The following is a 22,486-nucleotide window of genomic DNA, read 5'->3' as shown; positions in this document are numbered from 1 at the left end:
TCAAGGTCGTGGGTCGTCGGACTCCAGCGGGACGACGAGGACGTCGCACGGGGCCTTCTGCATCGCCTGCTCGCTGACGCTGCCCATCAGCGCGTGCCGCAGGTTCGATCGGCGTTCCGCGCCGACCACGAGCAGGTCCGCGTCCTGGAGGGCGGACATCGTCGAGATCAGCGCCTGCGCCTGCGTCGCTTCGATGAGGACCTCGTCCGGCGGCGGTACCAGCTCGCCCGCCAGCCGCTCGATCTCGGGGCGGGCCAGCGCGAGCTGGCCGTCGCGCAACTCGTCGACCGCCTCGGCATCCGCTCCGCCCAGCCGGAGCAGGTTCTCGCCGAGCACCGTGACGCCGTGCACCAGCACGTGCCGCGACTCGGGGACCAGCGCGATCCCGCGGTTGACGGCCCGGAAGGAACGCCGGGTGTCGTCCACGGCCAGGACCACCGTCGAGTAGTCGGAGTGGTCTTCGCGTTTCGCCAGAAGCACGGGCACCTCGATCGTGGCGAGGAGCGCTTTCGCCGTGGAACCGAGGAAGACCTTCCGCAGCCAGTGCGTTCCGCGCGCGCCGGTCACCACCAGGTCCACGCCGAGCTCGTCGGCGGCCTGCGAGATCGCGGCGCTCGGTTCGCCCGTGGCCAGGAGCGAGTCGGCGCTCAGCTCAGCGCCGCGCGTCATGTCGTGCAACCGGCGATCGGCTTCGCTCAGCGCCTCGTCGCTCGCTCCGAGCGGGGCCGCGTGCATGACCGTGACGTGCGCACCGTGGTGCCGGGCGAGGTCGAAGGCCCGCTGCACGGCCAGGTCCGCGGCGCTGGAGAAGTCGGTCGCCACCAAGATCGAGCGGACCGCGGAGGTCCCGGAACGCGCTCTGTCAGCACGCGAGCTTCCCGACATGACACCAGCCTGCCACGCCCACCGCTCAGTGGCATCCGGGATTCGAGTGATCCTGAAAACAGCTGAGCCGCAGTGCGTTCCGCGCTCGTCGATCAGGCCGGTGCGAGCAGGTGCCGGTAGTCGTCGCGGTGCTCGGGGGCGATCAGGGCGCCGAGCATGAGCGCGGTCTGCTTGGCGACGTAGTCGTGGAACTGCATGGTGCGTTCGAGGTGCCAGTGCTTGAGCGCCCAGCCGTGGGCCATCAGCAGGAAGTCGTGGGTCACCAGCTCGACGTCGGCGTCGGCGAAGCGGCCCTCGCCGATCCCGTCGCGGATCGCCGACCGGAGCGGATCGCTGGTGGCGATCTCCATCTCCTTGATCTTGTTCCGGCCTTCGGCGCTCAGGCTCCTGCTCTCCCGGTAGGTCAGCACGGCGGCGTGCCGGTGCTCGTCGATCACCTCGCAGTGCGCCCGGAACGCCGCCGCGACCCGCTCCACCGGGTCGTCGCCCGCGGCCTCCACCGCGGCGGGCACCTGCCCGGCGAAGGCTTCGAGGACGTTGACGATCACCGCCAGCAGCAGTTCGTCCTTGTTGCCGAAGTACCGGTAGATCAGGCCGACGCTGACCGAGGCCTCGTCGGCGAGCGCCTGCATCGAGACCCCGTGGAAACCGTTGCGGTCCATGAGCCGCGCGGCGGCCTGACGATGAGCTGACAGCGCCTCGGCTCGAAGGGATCCCGTCGGAAGAGCAGGCCGATGTGGACTCCGCCCGCTCGACCTCAACGAGGAGGAAGAAGCATGAGCACCTACGATCCCGCGGCGTACAAGAGGTTCTTCGAGAACGAGTTCACCTACTACGCCGGATTCCGCCGCAACACGCACCGGTTCGCCGATTCGGTGGCGATCCAGTGCCCGCTGACCGGAACGAGCTGGACCTACGCGGAGCTCGGCGACCGCGTGGACCGGCTGGCCGCCGGGCTCGCCCGCGCGGGCGTCCAGCCCGGCGACGTGGTGGTGCACCAGCTGTTCAACGGGGTGGAGTTCGCGCAGCTCTACCTCGCCACGCAGGCGTGCGGAGCCGTGGGGACACCGATCAACTTCCGCCTCTCGCCCGGTGAAACCGCGTACATCCTCGACGACAGCCGCCCGCGCGTCTACCTCTACGACACGACGCTCGCCGAGGTCGCCCGGGGAGCTCTGGAACGCGCGACGCACCGGCCCGAGCTGGTGGTGGCGGTCGGCGACGGTGAACCCCTGCCCGCCGACGGCGGATTCGCATCCGTGCGGTTCGAGGACCTCCTGGCGCCGGAAGGGGAGAAGCCCCCGGCGGTGTCGCGCACGGTCTACGAGGAGAGCACCAGGCTGTACACCTCGGGCACCACCGGAATGCCCAAGGGCGTTCCGCTCAACAGCATGGTCGAGGTCTTCAGCGCGCACGACGTGATCATGCACTTCCTGCTGACGCCGGAAGACCGAACGCTGAACATGACGCCCTGGTTCCACCGGGGCGGTCTGTACGCGGGCGGGCCGAACCCGGCGTTCTACCTGGGTGCTCGGGTGGTGCCGATGCGGACGTTCGACCCGGCCGCATGCCTGGACCACGTGGAGCGCTACGGCATCACCTTCCTCATCGGTGCGCCCACCAACCTGGCGATGCTGGCGCAGGTCCAGGCGGAGCGGCCGAGGGACCTCTCGACGCTGCGCGGGATCGTCACCATGGGAGCGCCGCTGGAGCGGGAGGCGGCCCTGCACTACCAGGACGTCCTGTGCCCCAGGATCTTCAACGGGTACGGCACCACCGAGGCGTTCTGGAACAGCTTCCTGCGCCCGTCGGACCTGCCCGAGCACGCCGGCAGCGCGGGGCGCGCGTGCACGGACGACGACATCGCGGTGGTGCAGGTGCTCGGCGACCGGCTGGCCGAACCTGACGAGACGGTCGCCAAGGACGGGTCCGAGGTCGGCGAGGTGATCGTCCGGTCCCCGAAGTGCGCGTACGCCTACTTCAACGCGCCGGAGCAGGACGCCGCGAAGTTCAAGGACGGCTGGGTCTACAACGGCGACCTGGCCACCTGGGACGACCAGGAGTACGTGACGATCGTGGGGCGCAAGGACGACATGATCGTCTCCGGGGGCGAGAACGTGCACCCGGTTCAGGTCGAGGAAGTCCTCAACGAGCACCCCGGCATCGCGGACTCGGTGGTCGTGGGGATCCCGCACGAGCGCTGGGGCAGGCTCGTGGTGGCCTACGTGGTGCCCGCGCGCGACGGGCTGACCGCCGCCAAGTGCGAGCGGCACTGCAGGGCGCACCCGATGCTCGCCGGGTACAAGCGGCCGAGGGCCTACCGCCTGGTCGACGAGCTGCCGATGACCGCCACCGGCAAGAAGGTCCACTACCGGGCCCGGCAGCAGGCGGAGGAGGAGTACGCGCAGGGCTTGTTCGAGGCGCCCGGCGCGGCGGTCGAGTGAGCTCGTGGTTGCACGAGAAGCAACCACGTTGGGCTACTGGCTGATGACGGCCCGCCTTGCGGCGGTGCGGTGAGCAGGAGTTCGTCATACGGAAAAGGAGCTTTGCGTCTTCGGTCATCCCCGCTGGTCTCCCGGGTGGATGTTGACAGGCCCAGCCCCGGTGCTTACGTTGCTTGAAATGCAACAGCGTTGCTCGCGACGAACCACGGTTGTCGCGAGCGACTGCGCCGGTGCGCACCCGCATCGCCGACTCGACCGACGGGGGAGTGGGCACAGTGCCCGACAACACGTCCGATCCAGGGAGCGGGACGCCTGCGCCGTCGACGATGCGCCGAGTGGTCAGCGCGAGCTTCATCGGCAACCTCGTCGAGTGGTTCGACTACGCCGTGTACGGCTACCTCGCCACCACCATCGCGGGCGTCTTCTTCCCGGGGACCTCGCCCACCGCCGGGCTACTGGCGACCTTCAGCGTCTTCGCGCTGTCGTTCATCATCCGGCCGATCGGCGGGCTCTTCTGGGGTCACTTCGGCGACCGGGTCGGCAGGCGCAACGCGCTGTCGCTGTCCATCCTGATCATGTCCGCCGCGACCTTCGTGATCGCCCTGCTGCCCGGTCACGCGCAGGTCGGCATCGCGGCTCCGCTCCTGCTGCTGGCGACCCGGCTGGTGCAGGGGTTCTCGGCGGCAGGTGAGTACGCGGGAGCCTCGGCCTTCCTGTACGAGTACGCGCCCCGGCAGCGCAAGGGCCTGCTCACCAGCGTCGTGCCCGCGAGCACCGCCTGCGGCCTGCTGCTGGGCTCGCTGGTGGTCACGGCGCTGACCTCGACGCTGTCCGACGAGGCGATGTCGTCGTGGGGCTGGCGCATCCCGTTCCTGCTCGCGGCGCCGCTGGGGCTGATCGGCCGCTACATCCGGCTCAAGCTCGAAGACACCCCCGAGTACCGGGAGCTGGAAGGGCGGCAGTCGGCGGTGCAGGCCCCGCTGCGAGACGTCTTCGCGCGCAACAAGACCCGGCTGCTGATCGCGTTCGGGGCCACCAGCCTCAACGCGGTCGGGTTCTACGTGCTCCTCAGCTACATGCCGACCTACCTGTCGACCGAGCTCGGCCTGGACGAGGTGAGCTCCTCGGTCTCGACCGCGGTCACGCTCGTGATCTACATCGCCGCGGTGCTGCTCATGGGCCACGCGTCCGACCGGGTGGGCCGCCCGATGATGCTGACCACCGCGGGAGTTCTGTTCGCGGTGCTGTCGATCCCGGTCTTCCTGCTGCTGGGGACGAGCGGGGTCGTCGGCGTGGTGCTCCTCCACGCGGCGCTGGGCATCATCCTGAGCACGAACGACGGCACGCTCCCGGCCTTCCTGGCCGAGCTGTTCCCGACGCACGTCCGCTACAGCGGTTTCGCGTTCAGCTTCAACACGGCCAACGCGCTGTTCGGGGGGACGGCGCCGTTCGTGGCCACCTCCCTGATCCACGTGAGCGGTGACCCGGTCGCTCCCGCCTGGTACCTCGCCGCAGCCGGGATCGCGGCGGTGCTGGTCATGCGCGCCGCTCGTCACGTCCCACCCGGTGCGGACCCGCGAGGGGCGCAGCCGGGTCCCGCACAGCAGGTCAGCACTGATCAGGAGAAAGGACCGGCTCGATGAGCATGGAACGCCTCAAGAACATCCACAACGGACAACGCGTCGCCCCGACGTTCTCCGCGGCGGAGATGCAGCGGCGGGTGGACGCGCTGCGCGAGCACATGGCCGGGAACGGCGTGGACGCGGTGGTGTTCACCAGCTACCACAACATCAACTACTACAGCGACTTCCTCTACACCGCTTTCGGCCGGAACTACGCGCTGGTCGTCACCGCCAACAGCCACGTCACCGTCTCGGCCAACATCGACGCGGGACAGCCGTGGCGGCGCAGCTTCGGTGACAACGTCGTCTACACCGACTGGCAGCGGGACAACTTCGAGCACGCCATCGCCTCGGTGCTCAGCGACGCCGGCGTCACCTCGGGCCGGCTCGGCGTCGAGGACGACGAGATGGCGCCCGCGCTGCGCGCCCGGATCACCGGGACGCTGCCCGGTTTCGAGCTCGTCGACGTCTCCGCAGCGGCGATGGCCCAGCGCATGGTCAAGTCGGCCGAGGAGATCGCGCTGATCAAGGAGGGCGCGCGCATCGCCGACCTGGGTGGCGCCGCCGTGACCGCCGCCGTCGCGGACGGAGTGCCGGAGTACGAGGTGGCGCTGGCCGGGACCCAGGCGATGGTCCGGGAGATCGCGCGCACCTTCCCGGACGCGGAACTGCGCGACACCTGGGTGTGGTTCCAGTCCGGCGTGAACACCGACGGCGCCCACAACTGGCCCACCTCCCGGAAGGTCCGGCGCGGCGACCTGCTGAGCCTGAACTGCTTCCCGATGATCGCCGGCTACTACACCGCGCTGGAGCGCACCCTGGTCTTCGGCGAGGCCGACGCCGCGCAGCTGCGGTACTGGGAGGTCAACACCGCGGTGCACGAACGCGGTCTGCAGCTCATCCGGCCGGGTGCGGTCTGCGGTGACATCGCCGCCGAGCTCAACAAGATCTACGACGAGCAGGGCCTGCTGCAGTCCCGCACCTTCGGCTACGGCCACTCGTTCGGCGTGCTGTCGCACTACTACGGCCGCGAAGCCGGGCTGGAGCTGCGCGAGGACATCACCACGGTGCTCGAACCGGGGATGGTCGTGTCCATGGAACCGATGATCACCATCCCGGAGGGGCAGGAAGGAGCGGGCGGGTACCGCGAGCATGACATCCTCGTGGTCACCGAGAACGGCGCTGAGAACATCACCCGTTTCCCCTACGGCCCCGACCACAACATCATCTCCGCCTGACGGCGGAACGACGGGCCGCGCCGGTGACCGATCTGGTCACCGGCACGGCTCGCAGCCGCGAGCGAGGTGCGGTGGTGCAGGAGAACCATGACCGACAACGACGAGATCGACCGGCAGGAAGCCAGGAGCGCTTCCTCGATGCTGCACAACGGCTTCCGCATCCTGCGCGCGTTCTCGGTGGACGAGCCCGCGCTCGGGGTCACCGAGATCGCTCGCCGGGTCGACCTGCACAAGAGCACGGTTTCCCGGTTGCTCGGTCAGCTGGAGCAGATGGACCTGGTCCTGCGCGACCCGGACAACGGGCGGTTCCGGCTCGGTTCCGGTCTGATCGGTCTCGCCGGGCCGCTGCTGGCCAACCTCGACGTCCGCCGCCTGGCCTACCCCTCGCTGGAACGGCTCACCGAGCGCACCGGTGAGACCAGCGCCCTGGTCGTCTGGAGCGGCCACGAGTCCATCTCGGTCGAGCAGGTCCCCAGCCCGAAGCAGGTCAAGCACACCACCCCGATCGGAACCCGCTACACCACCGCGGCGAGCGCGTCCGTGCAGGTCTTCCTCGCCGAGCTGTCCGAGGGCCGGGCCAGGGACCTGCTGGAACGGGGACTGCTGCGCCCGGCGACGAGCGACGACGCCGAGGTCGGCGCCTACCTCGAACGGCTCGCCGAGGTGCGCCGTCGCGGAGTGGCCATCAACGCCGGCGAATCGCACGTGGAAGAGGTCGGGATCAGCGCGCCGGTGCGCGACCACCGCGGCCAGGTCGTGGCCGCGCTGCTGCTGTCGGCGCCGAGCTTCCGCATCTCCGCCCAGCTGCGCGAGGAGCTGGCGCGAGCGGTGCGCGAGACCGCCGCGGAGATCTCCGCCCGGCTGGGCGGGCGCGGCGACACCGACGTGGCGCCGCCGCGCCCCTGATCACAGCGGCACGTCCTGCAGCGGCTCGTGCGTGCGGGCCGGCCCGCACTCGGGCCGCGCGTGCGCGGCGATCTCGGCCAGCGAGGTCACCCACATCCCGTCGAGCGACTTCAGGAGCTCGAGCAGCTTGTCGAGGACGTGGGCCTTGGTCGGGCGGCCCGACAGGAACGGGTGTGCGGTCAGCACGAAGCACCCGCCCTCGGCGTGGCGCGTCGTGGCCTCCAGCGACCACATCTCCAGCGCCTTCAGCGGGCTCTCGATGACCCCGCTTCCGGTCCAGCCGGGGAAGAACGCGAACTGCTCCCAGTCGTCCAGCGACCAGTCCACCGGGATCTCGACGAGCTCCGCCGAACCCGGTCCCGACGTGGTCATCAGGTACGGGACGTCGTCGTCGAGCAGGCTGGAGTCGTAGGTGAAACCGCGCTCCGCCAACAGCTTCGGGGTGTGCCAGTTCATCTCCCACCAGGGCGCGCGGTAGCCGGTCGGCCGGACACCGGCCACGCGGTCGAGCGCTTCGAGCCCCCGGTCCAGGTACTCGGCTTCGGCGGCCTCGGAGAGCCCGCGCATCGACTCGTGGATGTAGCCGTGGTGGGCCACCTCGTGGCCGTCGTCGACGATGGCCCGCACGGTGTCGGGGTAGCACTCAGCCGTGTAGCCGGGGACGAAGAAGGTCGCCCGCACGTCCTGGTGGCGGAGCACCTGCAGCAGCCGCGGCACGCCCACCCGGGGGCCGTAGGACTGGTGGCCCATCAGGGACATCCGGTTCACCGAGGACGGATCCTGCACCAGCGCGCAGGATTCGGCGTCCACGTCGAACGTCAGCGCCGCAGCGGCGCGCACGCCGCGCTGCCAGGGGAACGATCCGGGAGTCTCGGACATCTTCACCTCGTTGCACATCGGGAATGACACCGCTCAGGAAGGGGAGGGATCGCGCACGTCGCCCCGGCTCACCGCCGCGTCCGGCAGGTACCGGCGGTGCGCCCGCGGGCCGGTCGCGGCGTAGAGCGCGGCGGAGACGGCGCCGCCGGCCAGCCAGGACAGGTCGATGCCTCCCATGGCACCGGCGATCGGTCCCTGGAAGACCTCCAGCACGCCGTGCATGAACAGCCAGGTGGCCACCACGCCCGAGCCGAAGGCGAACAGCGCGGCCCAGTTGAAGTCCGGCAGGCGATCGGTCCCCACCGGCCCGAACAACCGGGCGGTGTCGGCGGTGCCGCGCTCCAGGACGAAGAAGTGGACGAGCATGATCCCGGCCCAGGAGGCCACCCAGGCCACCAGGGACACCAGCCAGGAGTCCAGCACGGACGCGAGATCGCCGTGGAAGACGAACAGCGCCACGCACAGCATCGCGAACACGCCCACGACCGTGCTCAGCGTGCGGCGGGAGGCCTTGACGTCCAGGGCCTGCGCGGCGACGCCGAAGGTGTAGATGTTGAGGATGTTGGTGGCGATCGGGCCGTGGATCACCAGGAACAGCACCGGCACGGCCAGCGACCCGTAGTTGTCCACGATCAGACGTCCGGGATCGGCCTCGCCGTTCTTGGTGGCCAGTGACGCGCCGAGCACGCCGAGCCAGACCACGGGCAGGAACTGCCCCAGCGTGCTGGCGAGGTAGAGGCGGCGACGCGGTACCTCGGTGCTGACGAACCGCGAGTAGTCGGCGGCGTAGGTGAACCAGGTGATGCCCCAGCCGATCCCGATCGCGGTCATCACCGCCGTCATCGCGCTGAGCCGGTCGATGCCGGTCAGGACCTCGCCCGGCGGGCCCGCGTAGCTCCAGTCGATCTGCAGCTGGGTCCAGGCGACCAACGACATGAGCACCAGCACCGCGATCGTCGGCGGCACGGTCCAGCGCTCGAACGCGGCGATGGCGCGGTAGCCGAACCAGGAGATGACCACCTGGGCGAGCATGATCGCCGCGGCCACGAGCAGCTTGGCGGCGTGGTTCTGCGCGTCCGGGTCGACCAGCCCGAGCTCGCCCAGCAACGCCATGACCAGGTCCAGGATGATCCAGGTGTTGACCGCGCACCACCCCACCGCGAGCAGGGCCTGGATGGCGGCGGGCAGGTAAGCCCCCCGCCGGCCGAACGCCGCCCTGGACAGCACCATCCCGGTCGCGCCCGTGCGCTGGCCCAGCAGCACGAACAGGCCGAACAGGGCCATGCCGATGAAGTTGCCCGCGATGAGCACGATCAACGTGTCCGACAGCCCGAGCCCCAGCTCGATGCCCAGCGCGCCCAGGACCCAGTTGATCGGGGCGATGTTCGCGCCGGCCCAGATCCAGAACTGGCCGGAGACCCTGCGCGTCCTCGCGCCCTCCGGGATGGGCTGGAGGGATTCTTCGAAATCACCTCTCGCGGGGTCGTCCGTTGCCGGGCTCTTCATCGGTTCTCCCTCCAGGCTGACCTAAGGCGTTCGCCCATGCTTGTTGCCGGGGGAGGTGGCGGACAAGGTACATTCCGTCAATCAATTCCCGAACACCTATGGACGATCCGTCATGCAGATGACCCTCGACGAGGTGCTCCGTCACCGCAGCGTGCAACGCGGTGACCCGGTGCTGTTGGTCGGAGCCGGGAGCGGTTCGCGCAGCGTCCGGTGGGTGCACTCCAGCGAGGTCATCGACATCGCGCCGCTGCTCCGAGGCGGCGAGCTGCTGCTCACCGGTGGCGTGGTGCTCTCGGGAGCGGGGCCCGCGCGTCAGCGCTCCTACGTCCGCGAGCTGGCGGCGCGCGGGGTCGCGGCGCTCGCGGTGGAGACGGCCAGCACCGGCACCGGAGTGCCCGACGCCGTGATCGACGAGTGCGCGAAGCAGGGGTTCCCGCTGATCCGGTTCGACCGGCCGGTTCCCTTCGTGCAGATCACCGAGGACGTCAACGGGCTGCTCATCAACGATTCCGTGCACCGGTTGCGGCTGGCCGACTCCCTCTCCGACGTGCTGTCGGCCCAGCTGACCTCGGGCGCCGGTCTCCAGCAGCTCACCGGAGCGCTCGCGGAGATCACCGGGGCGGTGGTCGTGGTGCGGGACAGGTCGGGCGCGGAGCTCGCGAGAGCACCCAGGTCGGGTGAGGACGAGCCGGACGAGCCCGTGACGCGGCGCGCCACCCTCACCGTGCACGGCATCAGCACCGCGCAGCTGGAGGTGCTGGCGGGCCCGGGCGTCGATCCGCTCGTGCTGGAGGCCGCCCTGCACCGGGCGCCGCAGGCGTTCGCGCTCGCCTTGCTGCGGGAACAGCCGCCCACGCCCCGGATGCGCGCGACGCGCGCCCTGTTCCACCACCTCCGCGATCCGGCGGGCGCGCAGGCCGACCTCGACGTCCTCATCACCAATTCCGGCTTGAACAGCGCGGATTCGTTCGTCGCCGTCGTCACCGGCCAGGTCGATGCGGGGGTGCGCGAGAGCTTGGAGCAGGCGTTGCAGCGCAACGGGCGGCAGGCGGTGGGCCAGGCGGGCGACCACGAGTACCTGGCGCTGGTCGCCCTCGAACCGCGCCACCCCGAACGTTCCCGGCGAGGTCTGATCCAGGACGTGCGCCAGCTCGGCGGCCAGGGGCCGGAGAACGCGGTCGTCGGAGTGGGGCCGCTGGTCACCGGCACCGGCGGGATCCGGCACGCGGTCGTCGAAGCGCGTCGCTGCCTGCAGCTGGAGGTCGCCCAGCGCGAGGCGACCGGTGTGGTCGACGCGGCCGCCTGGTCGCTGCACCGGCTCGTGCACCAGCTCGATTCCGACGCCGTCCTCCACCGGTTCATCCGCGAGCAGCTGGGAGCCGTGCTCGACGAGCCGAGGGAGGTCCGCGACCGCCTGCTGCGAACGCTGGAGGTCTTCTTCGACTGCGCGGCCAACAAGACCCGGGCCGCCGAGCGCCTGCACGTGCGCAGGCAGACGCTGTACCAGCGGCTGGAGAAGCTCTCCGCCTGCCTGGGAGCTGATGTGACCGATCCTGAGAAGCTCGGCGATCTGCACGTCGCGGTCCGGCTGCACAACGTGCTCGTCGGCGGCGAGGCCGGCTGATGCCAGCAGGAGCTGTTCCGTTCGGGGTCTCGTTGCGGATTTTTTAAATCCGATCGCGCGAGCGGTTAAATTTTGTTGCGGTTCTTGCGATTTTCCGGTCCGGGTGCGAAAAATGCGTGATGTGGCGAGAGTCGTCAAAAAACTTCAAGCGGACGAATTCCTTCGATCGGTGTCCCGCTGAGCTGAAAGCTGTTCCGGCTCAGTCGATGTGGAGCCGTGAGCAGCTGTTATGCGATTTCTCGATCAGCAATTCCGCGACTCTCGGCTCGTTGTGCGAACGATTCCGCTGTGGCTTACAGTCGGGCGCGAAACGCAGGGATGCGAGGTGCATTCATGAATCTGACTCCGTCTGACACGGAGAAGCTGTTGCTGAGCGTCGCCGGGATGATCGCCCGCGATCGGCGGGAGCGCGGCGTGCTGCTCAACCACCCGGAAGCGGTCGCGCTGCTGTCCTGCTGGGCGATCGAACGCGCCCGCGAGGGGTTCACCGTCCACGCTCTGATGAACGAGGGCAGGCGCGTGCTCACTCGTGACGAGGTGATGGAGGGCGTTCCCGAGATGATCACCGACGTCCAGGTCGAAGCGACGTTCCCGGACGGGCGCAAGCTCGTCACGATCACGGAGCCGATCTCGTGATTCCCGGTGAGGTCCGCGTCCGCGACACCCCCATCGAGCTCAACGCGGGACGCGAGAAGAAGACGCTGCTGGTGGTCAACGACGGTGATCGGCCGATCCAGGTCGGGGCTCACCTGCACTTCCCGGACGCCAACCCGGCGCTGACCTTCGACCGGGACTCCGTCCGCGGGTACCGGCTCGACGTTCCGGCGGGCACTTCGGTGCGCTTCGAACCCGGGGTCAGCAGGCTCGTCGAGCTGGTGGCCTTCGGCGGGAGCGGGCACGTGCCCGGCCTCCAGATCCGGGAGCGCGAGATGCCCACCCACGTCAGGGAGCCCAGGAAGGTCGTGCCCTACGGGACGCCGGGTTCCGAACCCGAGATGCCCGAGACGGCCTCCCCTCCCGCGCGGGCGAGGGTCACCGACGAACCGGCCACCGACGAGCGCGAGACCGGTTCCGACCAGCAGCGAACGGAGGAGGGAAGTTGAGCCAGATCGGTCGTCGCGAGTACGCGAAGCTCTACGGGCCGACCACGGGGGACCAGGTGCGCCTCGGTGACACCGACCTGTGGATCGAGATCGAGCAGGACTTCTGCGCCGGTGGCGACGAGGCCGTGTTCGGCGGTGGCAAGAGCATCCGCGAGTCCGGTGCGCAGGGCATGACCACGCGGGCGCAGGGCGCTCCGGACCTGGTCATCACCAACGTCATCGTGCTCGACCACTGGGGCGTCGTCCGAGGTGACGTCGGGGTCCGCGACGGGCGCATCGTCGCGGTCGGCAAGTCCGGGAACCCGGACGTGATGGACGGCGTGCACCCCGACCTGCGCATCGGGCCGAGCACCGACGTCATCGCGGGCGACCGCAAGATCCTGACCGCCGGCGCCGTGGACACCCACGTCCACTTCCTCACCGAGGCCGAGATGGCCGAAGCCCTGGCCACCGGCACCACGACCGTCATCGGCGGCGGCACCGGGCCGACCGAGGGCTCGAAGGCCACGACCGTCACCCCCGGCTCGTGGTCGCTGGCGATGATGCACCGGGCGCTCGACCACCTGCCGCTGAACGTCATCCTGTTCGGCAAGGGCAGCACCGTCAGCGCCGAAGGCCTCGCCGAGCAGGCGCTGTCCGGGGCGGGCGGCTACAAGGTGCACGAGGACTGGGGCGCGACCCCGGCGGTCGTCGACTCGGCCCTGCGCGCCGCCGACGAGTTCGGCCTGCAGGTCGCGCTGCACGCCGACAGCCTCAACGAAACCGGCTACGTGCAGCACACTCTCGACGCCATCGACGGCCGCGGCATCCACGCGTTCCACTCCGAGGGCGCCGGTGGCGGGCACGCGCCCGACATCATCGTCGTCGCCGGGGAACCCAACGTGCTGCCCGCCTCGACGAACCCGACCCTGCCGCACACCGTCAACACCGTCACCGAGCACCTGGACATGCTCCTGGTGTGCCACCACCTCAACCCGCAGGTCCCCGAAGACCTGGCCTTCGCCGAATCGCGCATCCGCCCGACGACGATGGCGGCCGAGGACATCCTGCACGACATCGGGGCGATGTCGATCACCTCGTCCGACGCGCAGGCCATGGGGCGCATCGGTGAAGTCGTGTGCCGCACCTGGCAGGTCGCGCACGTGATGAAGAGCCAGCGCGGGTCGCTGGGCTCGTCGCTGCCCGCCGACAACGAACGCGCGCGGCGCTACGTCGCCAAGTACACGATCTGCCCCGCGGTCGCGCACGGCATCGACCACGAGATCGGTTCCGTGGAACCGGGGAAGCTGGCCGACCTGGTCCTGTGGGACCCGGCGTTCTTCGGCATCCGGCCGTTCACCGTGATCAAGGGCGGCGCCGCCGTGTGGGGCGCGCTCGGCGACCCCAACGCCACGATCCCGACGCCGCAGCCGGTCATGATGCGTCCGGCGCTGCCCCACGCACCGGGGTCGGCACCGCACCTGTCGGTGAGCTTCGTGGCGCAGGCGGCGCTGGACAACGGCCTCGCCGACGAGCTCGGCCTGCGCCGCAGGCTGGCGGCCGTGCGGCCCACCCGCGGCGTCACCAAGCACGACCTGCCGAACAACACCGCGCTGCCGCGGATCGAGGTGGACCCGGAGACCTTCGACATCAGCATCGATGGCGAGCGCGTCCGCCCGAACCCCGTCGCGACGGTGCCGCTGGCCCAGCGCTACTCGCTGTTCTAAAGGAGCGCCGATGGACCCCGACCTGGGAGCCATGCTCCTGGCGGACGCCCGGCTCCCCACCGGCGGGCACGCGCACTCGGCGGGGCTCGAACCGGCGCTCGCGGCCGGGGTCGGCCCCGCGGAGGTGCCCGACTACCTCCGCGCACGGCTGCGCTCGGTCGCGCTTGTCGACGCCTCCGCCGCGGTCCTGACCCTGCGCGCCGCCGGTGAGCAGCACGTGCGGCTCGACGAGATCCACGACGCGCTGCTCGCGCGCACCCCGACCGAACCGGTGCGCACGGCCTCGGCCCTGCTCGGCAGGGGACTGGCCAGGCTGGCCGAGCGGTGGTGGCCGGACCACTCGGCCGTGGCCGCGCTCGGCGCGCTCGGCCCGGCGCCGCAACGTCCCGTGGCGCTGGGCGTCGTCGCGGCGGCCATGGGAATGGACGCCGCCCGCGTCGCGCGGGCCTGCCTGTACGAGGACGCCCAGACGGTCGCGGCGGCGGCGCTCAAGCTGCTGCCCGTCGATCCGGTCGACACCGCGCGCTGGGTCTGGGAATCGAGCGCGGTCATCGGCGAATCGGTGGAGATCGCCACCGCCGTCACCTGCCCGGCCGAGCTGCCGGCGGTGACCGCACCGCTGGCGGAGCACTGGGCTCTGCAGCACGACAACCGCACTAGGAGGATCTTCGTTGCCTGAACAGGAACACCACCGCACCGCTGCGTCCCGGCCGTTGAGGCTGGGCATCGCCGGACCGGTCGGCACCGGCAAGAGCACCCTGATCGCGACGCTGTGCGCGCAGCTCGCCGACGAGCTGGAGCTCGCGGTGGTCACCAACGACATCTACACCGACGAGGACGCCCGAATGCTGCGCGCAGCAGGGGTTCTGCCGGTGGAGCGGATTCGCGCGGTGGAGACCGGCGCCTGCCCGCACACGGCGATCCGCGACGACGTCACCGCCAACCTCATCGCCGTCGAGGACCTGGAGCGCGCCTTCTCGCCGCTGGACGTCGTGCTCGTGGAGAGCGGCGGGGACAACCTGACGGCGACGTTCAGCCCCGCTCTGGTCGACGCCCAGATCTTCTGCATCGACGTGGCCGGTGGCGGCGACGTCGCGCGCAAGGGAGGTCCCGGCATCGAGCGCGCCGACCTGCTGGTGATCAACAAGACCGACCTCGCGCACCACGTGGACGTCGACGTCGCCCGGATGATCGAGGACGCCGCATCGGTACGCTCGGGTCTTCCCACGCTCGCCCTGTCCCGCGCGGATCAGGCGTCCGTCGGCGACCTGTGCAAGTGGGTGCACCACCTCGTGGCCGAGCACCGCAGCGGAGCGCGCACCGCGGTCGACCCGGGACCGATGGCCCCGCACGTCCACCGGCACGGGTGAGCGCGGGATGGCTGCGGTGTCGGTCGCCCTCGTCGGCGGAGTCGCCCGAGCCGAGGTTCTGAGCGCGGGGGAGTTCTTGCGCCCCCGCCTGCTCGGGGTCGAGGGTCCGCACGTGCGCATCGCGCTCGTCGGCGTGTGCGCGACCCTGCTCGCCGGGGACGACCTGCGGATCGAGGTCCGGGTGGGTCGCGGCGTGCACCTCGAACTCGTCGAACCGGCGGGCCTCGTCGCCTACGACGCCCGCGGCGGCCACCAGCGCTGGGCGGCCGACGTGCACGTCGAGACCGGTGGATCGCTCGTCTGGGCCGCCGCGCCGATGGTGGTCGCGGGTGGCGCCGACGTTCACCGGAGCACGGTGCTCGAACTGGACGAAGGTGCGCGCGTCCTGGTCTCCGAAACCCTGGTGCTCGGGCGCACGGGGGAGGAGGGCGGAGCGCTGCGCTCGACGCTGCGGTGCGCACTGGGCCGCAGGGACCTCCTGGTCGAGGACCTCGACCTGCGCGCTCCGTCACTGCGCAGCGCGCCCGGCATCCTCGGTGATCGCCGGGTGCTCGGCACGGTCGCGCTGCTCGGCGCACGTCCGGACGTCCTGGCGTCCCCACCCGAGACGGCCCTCGCCGGGCCCGGCTCGATCGCCCGCGCGCTCTCCGGGCACGCGCACGAGGCCGACGCGGCTCTGCGCGGAACCTGGGACCGCTGGCGGGAATTCGTCGCCGCTCCCGCCGAGAACGACCTGAGCGCGCGGAGTTCGCCGGATCAGCGACCCGAGGTGTCCTCGGTGCCGAGCATTTCGTGAAACCTGCCATTCGGGTTGCTCCTGGTCGGGAGCGCTTCGACGAACGGCAGCAGCTCCCGCTTCGCGACCTCGTAGACCCGGCGCAGCTCGGTCACCGGCTCGGGGTGGTCGTCCACCCGCAGGTCCAGGTACGGGTAGGGCTCACCGGTGCTCACCCGCAGGGCGGCGCTCTGCTTGCCGCGGCGGTCCCCGCCCGCCCGCTGACCCCCTTCGAGCGACTGGATCAGGCGCGCGTGCAGCGGTTCGCCCCCGGTCGCGGTGAACCGATCCGCCATGGCCTCAACGGTTCTCGCGTCGACGAGCATGTTGCCGGCGACGGCGAAACCCGGGCCCGTCCGGTGCCCGCTCCACGGATGCGTCTCGGCGCCGGTGTGCGCCGCCGCACCGCCACGCGCGTCCACCACGGCCACTTGGCGGGAATCCGCGCCGGGGTCGGCGTCGAGCAGTGCGCGCAGGGTCTCCTCCGCGGAGCGGGTGCGGAGGAGTTCCAGGCCGTCGACGCCGAGCAGCGGGTTGATCAACGCCTGGGTCGCCACAGCACCCGAGTTCCCGTCGGCGAACACCGAGAGCGCCCCGATGGCGGGCATGCGCGTGCTGACCGCGACGCCCGCGCACCCGGTCGAGGGGTCGTAGGCGGCGATCGAGAAGGTACCCACGTGCACTGCGGTGCTCTCCTGCGTTGATCTGGTGGCTCACGTCGCGGCGTGCCCGCGCACGCCCGCGGATCACGACCGGTGGGGCACCGCCCGCACGAGGGTGACCCGCTCGGTCCCGCCGTTGGGGACCTCGTAGGTCCGCTCGTCGCCCTGCTTGGCGCCGGCCAGCGCGGTGCCGAGAGGGGATTCCGGCGAGTAGACGGTGAGCTCGTCGGAGTCGGCCCCGTCGCGGGTGCCGAGCAGGAACGTCTCGGTCTCGCCGTCGTCGAACCGGACGGTCAGCAGCATCCCGGGCTCGGCGACCCCGTCGTCCGGAGGTGTTTCACCGACCACGGCGTTGTTCAGCAGATCCCTGATCTGCCCGATCCGGGCGCGGCGGTGCCCCTCGTCCTCGATCTCCTCGGAGCGCTGCGCCAGCAGCTCGGTGAGCTCGGCGCGCAGCCGGTCGTGCGAGTCCTGCGTCATCCAACGGCCTTGCGTGCTGGTCATGGGGTTTCCTCTTGTCGGTCTTCTCGGCTGGTCGCTCGTTCCGCAAACGCCGAGTGGAGGCGTCGGCAGCGCGGGTGGGACCAGTGCGGCACGTGGCGCTCGCGTCGGCGATCCAGACGCGGAGTGGCATCGGAGCATCCGGCCGGTTCACCCGGCGGGGCGCGAGGACTGCGACGTCAGCTCGCGCGCGCTCGCCGCTCGGCCAGGTGGGTGGTCAGCGTCGGCGACGTGGTGGTCTGAGCCAGGGCGTCGCGCGGGCGGACGGATGGGGGTCGATCACCGTCGGACCACGACGGGTGTCAGCGATGCCGCAACCCATGACCAGCCCTCCCGTGATTGACGTCGCCGTACGAGGCCGATCGTGGCAGAGATCGGAGCCGAGGGCGCTGTGGAAATCGAACAAATCGGCACGCCCCGGTTGTGCGATCGCGCCATCACGCCCGGGCGCGACGGGGGATCACAGCCAGGTGAGAGCCGCGACGACGAGTGCCTGGGTCCCGGTGGTCAGCGTCGGCTGGATCACCGGGGCGAAGGTGGCCGAGTGGTTTGCCGGGACGTCCTGGGAGACGCGACCGGCCTTCGAGGCGCGGTCGAACAGATCCGGGTCGATCCCGCCGATGCCCCAGTAGGTGTAGGGCACGTCGAACGCCGTGGCGATGTCGCTGAAGTCCTCGCTGGCGGCCCACTGGCCGAGCGGCCCGGCCCGTTCACCGAAGAAGTCGGCGAACGCCGCGGCGACCGAGTCGGTGGTCGCCGGGTCGTTGTCGGTGATCGGGAAGCGCTCGAACATCTCGAACTCGGGTTCTCGCGGCGATCTCGACGCCTGGCACTCCGCGGTGACGATCCGCTTGATCGCCTTGACCACCTCGGCGCGGGTCCGCTCGCTGTAGGTGCGGACGTTGAGCTGGATCTCGGCGCGATCCGGGATGATGTTGCTCTTGGAGCCCGCCCGGATGCTGCCGACGGTGAGCACGGTCGGCTCGCCGGGCGCGATCTCGCGGACGACGACGGTCTGCAGCCGCACCACGATCATGGCCGCCAGCACGACGGGGTCCACGGCGGACTGCGGCATCGATCCGTGCGCACCGCGGCCGTGGACGGTGATGCGCATGCTGTCGGCGGCGGCGAGCGTGGGACCGGATCGGGTGGCGACCTCGCCGGCTCGCATCGGCAGCACGTGCTGCGCGGGGGCGGGGGATCAGCGAGCGGAGGCCGTCGTCGATCATCCCGCGCGCACCGTCGGCGACCTCCTCGGCGGGCTGGAACAGCGCGATCAGCGTGCCCGTCCACTGGTCGGTGGCCGAGGCCATCAGCTGCGCCGCGCCGAGCAGGCACGCGACGTGCACGTCGTGCCCGCAGGCGTGCATCACCGGTGTGCCGTCGTCGGTGGTGGCGGTGCTGGCGTAGGGCAGCTCGGTCGCCTCGCGGACCGGCAGCGCGTCCATGTCGGCCCGCAGCAGGACCGCGGGACCGTCGCCGTTGGCCAGCACCCCGACCACACCGGTCCCGCCCACCTGCTCGTGGACCTCGTAGCCGGACTCCCGGAGCCGGTCGGTCACGAGCGACGCGGTGCGCGACTCCTGGTGGGACAGCTCGGGTTGGGCGTGCAGGTCCCGGTAGAAGTCCTCCTGCCAGTCCAGCGCGGACTTCAGGTCGGTCAGCACTGCGCTGGCGCGTCGCGTGTCCATGCCGATCATCGCTCCTCATCACCGGTCGCGTTCCGGGTAACCCGTCTCAGGATGAGCGCGGGGCGGTGGGATCGCAGCGGTTGAACTACTCCTCCGGGTTCTCGCGGCGCGGCGTGCTGGGCACGTGCAGGCTGTAGCGGACGCCGAGCATCCTGATGGCGAAGACCACCGCCGCGGTGATGAGCGCGGCCGCGACCCCGTAGACCTCCAGGCGCACGGCCAGGACCGTCAGCGCCGCTCCCACCAGAGCCGGGACGGCGTAGAAATCACTGGTCAGGACGTTGGGCACCCGCTTGATGACTACGTCGCGCAGCGTTCCGCCGCCGACCGCGGTCAGCGCTCCGAGCAAGACGGCCTGCACCGGACCCAGCCCGTAGGCGAGCGCCTTGCTGGCGCCGGTCACGCAGAACACCGCCAGACCCGCCGCGTCGAAGAGGGTGATCAGCTTGGTGAACCGCTCCAGCTCGACGCTGATGAAGAACGCCACGAGCGCCCCGCCCGCCGCCACGCCCAGGTAGATCACGTCGCTGAACGTCGCGGGCGGCAGCGAGCCGATGAGGATGTCCCGGAGGATCCCGCCGCCGAGCGCGGTCATCATGCCCAGCGTGAGGACGCCGACGAGATCCAGCCGAACCATCCGCACCGCGGTCAGCGCACCGTTGAGGCCGAACGCGAACGTGCCCGTCAGGTCCAGCGCGAGCAGCAGCGACGGTTGAGACATGACCTCAGTCTGACGGCCCCCGGCCCGGGCACGCGCCCCGACACCCGGGGCGTCACCGGGGCATCGAGCCGCTTCGGACGAAGTGGTGGTGCCAGGAGAGCGATTCGTCGAGCAGGTGCGGCGTGTGCAGGCCGAAGGACGAGCGCTGCGCCCGATCGAAGTAGTCGCGCAGCGCCGGGCGGAAGTCCGGGTGCGCGCAGCGCTCGATGACCCGCTCGGCCCGCTTCTTCGGCGACAGGCCGCGCAGGTCGGCGAGCCCCTGCTCGGTCACGATGACGTCCACGTCGTGCTCGGTGTGGTCGACGTGCGAGACCATCGGCACGATCGACGACACCGCGCCGCCCTTGGCCTGCGACGGCGTCACGAACAGCGAGATGTGGGCGTTGCGGGCGAAGTCGCCGGAGCCGCCGATGCCGTTCTGGACGCGGCTGCCCATCAGGTGGGTCGAGTTGATGTTGCCGTAGATGTCGGCCTCCACCACGCCGTTCATCGCCAGGCAGCCCAGCCTGCGCACCACCTCCGGGTGGTTGCTGATCTCCTGCGGTCGCAGCACGATCTTGTCGCGGAAGGCGGCGGTGTGGGAGTTGAACCGCTCCACGGCTTCTGGGCTCAGCGAGAACGCCGTCGCCGAGGCCTTCCGCAACTTCCCCGATTCGAGCAGCTGCAGCATCCCGTCCTGGATCACCTCGGTGTAGGCGGTCATCCCGTCGAACGGGCCGGAACCGAGCCCGGCGAGCACGGCGTTGGCGACGTTGCCCACCCCCGACTGCAGCGGCAGCAGTTCCCGGGGGAGCCGGCCGCCGCGGACCTCCGCCTCCAGGAAGTCCAGCACGTGCCCGGCGATCTGCTCGGATATCTCGTCGGGTTCGGTGAAAGGAGCGTTGCGGTCGGGAGATTCGGTCTCCACGACCGCGATCACCTTGTCCTGAGGGCAATCGAAGTGCGGTCGGCCGATCCGGTCAGCGGGGTGCGTGATCGGGATCGGTTTGCGGTGCGGGGGGAGCGCCGTCCCGTAGTAGATGTCGTGCATGCCGTCGAGCTGCTCGCTCTGCCACGAGTTGACCTCGAGGATGACCCGGTCCGCCTGCTCCAGCCAGGTCTTGTTGTTGCCGACCGACGAGGACGGGATCAACCGGCCGTCCCGGGTGATCCCGCTGACCTCCACGACGGCCACGTCGAGCTCGCCGAGAACCCCCTGCCACACCTGCTGGGCGACGTGGGAGAGGTGGATGTCGGTGTAGTCGAGCAGGCCCGCGTTGATCTTCGCCCGGCTCACCGGATCCGACTGGTAGGGCAGGCGCAGGTCGATTCCCTCGACGTCGGCGAGCGCCCCATCGAGCTCCGGAGCGGTCGAAGCCCCCGTCCACAGACCGATCTTCATCGGGTCCCCGCGCTCGCGGGACGCGGCGACCCGCTTGGCCAGCGCTTCCGGGACCTCCTTGGGGTAGCCGGCACCGGTGAACCCGCTCATGCCCACGTTGTCGCCCGGTTCGATCATCTCCGCGGCCTCGTCAGCCGAGACCACCTTCGACGCGAAACCGCGATGCAGAATCCTGCCGGACATCCACGACCTCCCCGCTCACCGTTGAGAACCGCAACGCCGCAATCGGTTCCGGCGCTCGTGTGACGCGGATCCTAGGCACGGAACGCCGGGGGAGTGGCTGTGATGCGGGGCACGAACCGCGGTCGCGGACGGTCTTCGAAGCCGGGGCAACAGGTGGCTGCGGGAGGCTGAGCAGCGAGGATTCCCGAACGGGATCGAGGCCGTAGCTTCCGGCGAACTCGCTTCGGGCCCACCGGCGGTTGTTCGCCAGGCGACACGAGCGGTCGCGCAGCGAACTCCGGAGGCTCAGCCGGTGCGCTTCCGGGCTGCGAGCAGGACGGTCGCGGCGAGGACGAGGACGCCGATCGCCTCGACGACGATGGCGGTCGGTGCCAGCTGGTAGCTCAGGCTGGAGCGCATCCCGAACAGCGACAGCGGACTCAGCGCGATCAGCAGCGCCAGCAGAGTTCCCAGCATGAACAGCAGACCCAGGACGCTCACCGGCACCAGGCGGTCGCGAACGCGGATCATCGCGACGGCCAGCACGATCGATCCGACCGCGTTCAGCACGAACAGCACCCCGAGCAGGCCACCGGTGCCGGTGAGCACGAGGAACAGGTGAATCCCGCCCATGGCGAGCAGGAAGAGCGCGCTCATCGCTCGCCAGGTCATCAACGCCCGCGCGTCCTCGGCCCCGACCGAAGGTGAACTCCCAGCACGACGCTCAGACGACATGTCCCGACACCTGCCTTCTGGTGCACGACACCTGGAATCCCCGGCGCTCAACGCGCCCCACATCACTGCAGCACACGGCACCGAGCCCCGCACGGGCCTTTCGCCCCAGGCGTGGCGAGGCGTCAACCGAAGGACGCGTGCACGATCAGAGCGCTGAGGGCGATCAAGATGATCGCGAGCAGCAACCATCCAGCTTTGGCGAGTTGCTGACGCGGGTCGACCTCGGCTGCCGCGCGGCTGCGGTGATCGAGGGATTCCATCCGGAGCACGCAGGCGAGAGCCGCGGACCAGAGCGCGGCGGCGGGGAAGAACGCCGTGGGGCGCGCGAAGCCGGCGAGGAACAGCCCCGCGCAGATCGGGATGAAGCACGCGCACCACCCCGCCAGCCGCCAGCGGTGGAGGGGATCCGGACCCGGTGTGGACGGCACCTCGACCCCTCCCTCTCGCACGTCGGCTCGTCGTCCCATGAGATCAGACGATCGCCGAATCCCAGGACCGGCCCGCGGCAGTGCGTTTCGGCGCGGGAACCGATCGGACGCTCGTCCTGCGGGTCGTGGCAGGCGGCGTCACCCGAC

At 70.5% G+C, this 22,486-nt stretch carries 21 protein-coding genes and 2 pseudogenes; 11 read left to right on the top strand and 12 right to left on the bottom strand.

What is annotated here, in order from left to right:
- Nucleotides 1-885 carry a universal stress protein gene (locus ACYVF3_RS23560; protein ID WP_461156437.1) on the bottom strand — a complete coding sequence of 295 codons (885 nt, stop codon included), beginning with the start codon at nucleotides 883-885 and terminating at the stop codon, nucleotides 1-3.
- 92 nt (nucleotides 886-977) lie between these two features.
- Nucleotides 978-1,745 (bottom strand): TetR/AcrR family transcriptional regulator, encoded by a 768-nt coding sequence (locus ACYVF3_RS23555; protein WP_461156436.1) that lies wholly within the window; start codon nucleotides 1,743-1,745, stop codon nucleotides 978-980.
- Between ACYVF3_RS23555 and ACYVF3_RS23550 the strand changes: the two genes are divergently transcribed.
- The 4 genes from ACYVF3_RS23550 to ACYVF3_RS23535 all read left to right on the top strand — a co-directional run bounded on the left by ACYVF3_RS23550 (nucleotide 1,662) and on the right by ACYVF3_RS23535 (nucleotide 7,095).
- Nucleotides 1,662-3,329, top strand: coding sequence for a class I adenylate-forming enzyme family protein (locus ACYVF3_RS23550; RefSeq protein ID WP_461156435.1), 1,668 nt, complete (start codon nucleotides 1,662-1,664; stop codon nucleotides 3,327-3,329). The genes ACYVF3_RS23555 and ACYVF3_RS23550 overlap by 84 nt on opposite strands.
- A 209-nt stretch (nucleotides 3,330-3,538) precedes the next feature.
- Nucleotides 3,539-4,972, top strand: coding sequence for an MFS transporter (locus ACYVF3_RS23545; RefSeq protein WP_461156434.1), 1,434 nt, complete (start codon nucleotides 3,539-3,541; stop codon nucleotides 4,970-4,972).
- On the top strand, nucleotides 4,969-6,189 hold the full coding sequence (locus tag ACYVF3_RS23540; protein WP_461156433.1) for an aminopeptidase P family protein: 1,221 nt from the start codon (nucleotides 4,969-4,971) through the stop codon (nucleotides 6,187-6,189). The genes ACYVF3_RS23545 and ACYVF3_RS23540 overlap by 4 nt, the downstream gene beginning before the upstream one ends.
- Before the next feature lie 87 nt (nucleotides 6,190-6,276).
- On the top strand, nucleotides 6,277-7,095 hold the full coding sequence (locus tag ACYVF3_RS23535) for an IclR family transcriptional regulator (RefSeq protein ID WP_461156432.1): 819 nt from the start codon (nucleotides 6,277-6,279) through the stop codon (nucleotides 7,093-7,095).
- Here the strand turns inward: ACYVF3_RS23535 and ACYVF3_RS23530 are convergent, their stop codons facing one another.
- Together ACYVF3_RS23530 and ACYVF3_RS23525 are read right to left on the bottom strand one after the other, a co-directional pair.
- Nucleotides 7,096-7,974: a polysaccharide deacetylase family protein gene (locus ACYVF3_RS23530; RefSeq protein WP_461156431.1), complete on the bottom strand. Its 879-nt coding sequence runs from the start codon at nucleotides 7,972-7,974 to the stop codon at nucleotides 7,096-7,098.
- Nucleotides 7,975-8,007: 33 nt separating this feature from the next.
- A complete protein-coding gene (locus tag ACYVF3_RS23525) occupies nucleotides 8,008-9,480 on the bottom strand; it encodes a purine-cytosine permease family protein (protein ID WP_461156430.1) in 1,473 nt (490 codons plus the stop codon).
- Between the two features lie 112 nt (nucleotides 9,481-9,592).
- Here ACYVF3_RS23525 and ACYVF3_RS23520 point away from each other — a divergent pair, with 112 nt between their 5' ends.
- The 7 genes and pseudogenes from ACYVF3_RS23520 (at nucleotide 9,593) to ACYVF3_RS23490 (ending at nucleotide 16,079) form a co-directional block, all read left to right on the top strand.
- Complete coding sequence (locus ACYVF3_RS23520; protein ID WP_461156429.1) at nucleotides 9,593-11,104, top strand: PucR family transcriptional regulator; 1,512 nt, start codon at nucleotides 9,593-9,595, stop codon at nucleotides 11,102-11,104.
- 333 nt (nucleotides 11,105-11,437) lie between these two features.
- Complete coding sequence (locus tag ACYVF3_RS23515) at nucleotides 11,438-11,740, top strand: urease subunit gamma (RefSeq protein WP_461156428.1); 303 nt, start codon at nucleotides 11,438-11,440, stop codon at nucleotides 11,738-11,740.
- Nucleotides 11,737-12,018: pseudogene (locus ACYVF3_RS23510) on the top strand (urease subunit beta); the annotation flags it as partial. The gene ACYVF3_RS23515 and the pseudogene ACYVF3_RS23510, both read left to right, overlap by 4 nt.
- A gap of 185 nt (nucleotides 12,019-12,203) precedes the next feature.
- Nucleotides 12,204-13,913, top strand: coding sequence for an urease subunit alpha (locus ACYVF3_RS23505; protein WP_461156427.1), 1,710 nt, complete (start codon nucleotides 12,204-12,206; stop codon nucleotides 13,911-13,913).
- A gap of 10 nt (nucleotides 13,914-13,923) precedes the next feature.
- Complete coding sequence (locus ACYVF3_RS23500; protein ID WP_461156426.1) at nucleotides 13,924-14,592, top strand: urease accessory protein UreF; 669 nt, start codon at nucleotides 13,924-13,926, stop codon at nucleotides 14,590-14,592.
- Nucleotides 14,585-15,283 carry an urease accessory protein UreG gene (gene ureG / locus ACYVF3_RS23495; RefSeq protein ID WP_461156425.1) on the top strand — a complete coding sequence of 233 codons (699 nt, stop codon included), beginning with the start codon at nucleotides 14,585-14,587 and terminating at the stop codon, nucleotides 15,281-15,283. Before ACYVF3_RS23500 ends, ureG begins: the two co-directional genes overlap by 8 nt.
- A 7-nt stretch (nucleotides 15,284-15,290) precedes the next feature.
- On the top strand, nucleotides 15,291-16,079 hold the full coding sequence (locus ACYVF3_RS23490; protein ID WP_461156424.1) for an urease accessory protein UreD: 789 nt from the start codon (nucleotides 15,291-15,293) through the stop codon (nucleotides 16,077-16,079).
- Here the strand turns inward: ACYVF3_RS23490 and ACYVF3_RS23485 are convergent.
- The 8 genes and pseudogenes from ACYVF3_RS23485 to ACYVF3_RS23450 form a co-directional block, all read right to left on the bottom strand.
- Entirely contained in the window at nucleotides 16,040-16,735 is a 696-nt protein-coding gene (locus ACYVF3_RS23485; protein ID WP_461156423.1) for a DUF1028 domain-containing protein, read from the bottom strand. The genes ACYVF3_RS23490 and ACYVF3_RS23485 overlap by 40 nt on opposite strands.
- A 69-nt stretch (nucleotides 16,736-16,804) precedes the next feature.
- The gene (locus ACYVF3_RS23480; RefSeq protein ID WP_461156422.1) at nucleotides 16,805-17,224 is read right to left on the bottom strand and encodes a GreA/GreB family elongation factor; all 420 of its coding nucleotides are present in this window, start codon (nucleotides 17,222-17,224) and stop codon (nucleotides 16,805-16,807) included.
- 457 nt (nucleotides 17,225-17,681) lie between these two features.
- Entirely contained in the window at nucleotides 17,682-18,392 is a 711-nt protein-coding gene (locus tag ACYVF3_RS23475) for a peptidase dimerization domain-containing protein (protein WP_461156421.1), read from the bottom strand.
- Between the two features lie 97 nt (nucleotides 18,393-18,489).
- Nucleotides 18,490-18,669: pseudogene (locus ACYVF3_RS23470) on the bottom strand (M20/M25/M40 family metallo-hydrolase); the annotation flags it as partial.
- A 328-nt stretch (nucleotides 18,670-18,997) separates the two neighbouring features.
- On the bottom strand, nucleotides 18,998-19,633 hold the full coding sequence (locus ACYVF3_RS23465) for a trimeric intracellular cation channel family protein (RefSeq protein WP_461156420.1): 636 nt from the start codon (nucleotides 19,631-19,633) through the stop codon (nucleotides 18,998-19,000).
- Between the two features lie 52 nt (nucleotides 19,634-19,685).
- Nucleotides 19,686-21,197: an acetyl-CoA hydrolase/transferase family protein gene (locus ACYVF3_RS23460; RefSeq protein ID WP_461156419.1), complete on the bottom strand. Its 1,512-nt coding sequence runs from the start codon at nucleotides 21,195-21,197 to the stop codon at nucleotides 19,686-19,688.
- Between the two features lie 285 nt (nucleotides 21,198-21,482).
- Nucleotides 21,483-21,911, bottom strand: a complete 429-nt coding sequence (locus tag ACYVF3_RS23455) for a hypothetical protein (protein ID WP_461156418.1) — start codon at nucleotides 21,909-21,911, stop codon at nucleotides 21,483-21,485.
- A 122-nt stretch (nucleotides 21,912-22,033) separates the two neighbouring features.
- Nucleotides 22,034-22,360 (bottom strand): hypothetical protein, encoded by a 327-nt coding sequence (locus ACYVF3_RS23450; RefSeq protein ID WP_461156417.1) that lies wholly within the window; start codon nucleotides 22,358-22,360, stop codon nucleotides 22,034-22,036.
- Nucleotides 22,361-22,486 lie beyond the last annotated feature (126 nt).

It is taken from the genome of Saccharopolyspora tripterygii, assembly GCF_054778355.1.
The sequence above is the reverse complement of the archived record's forward strand: the minus strand, read 5'-3'. Positions and strand labels throughout refer to the sequence as shown.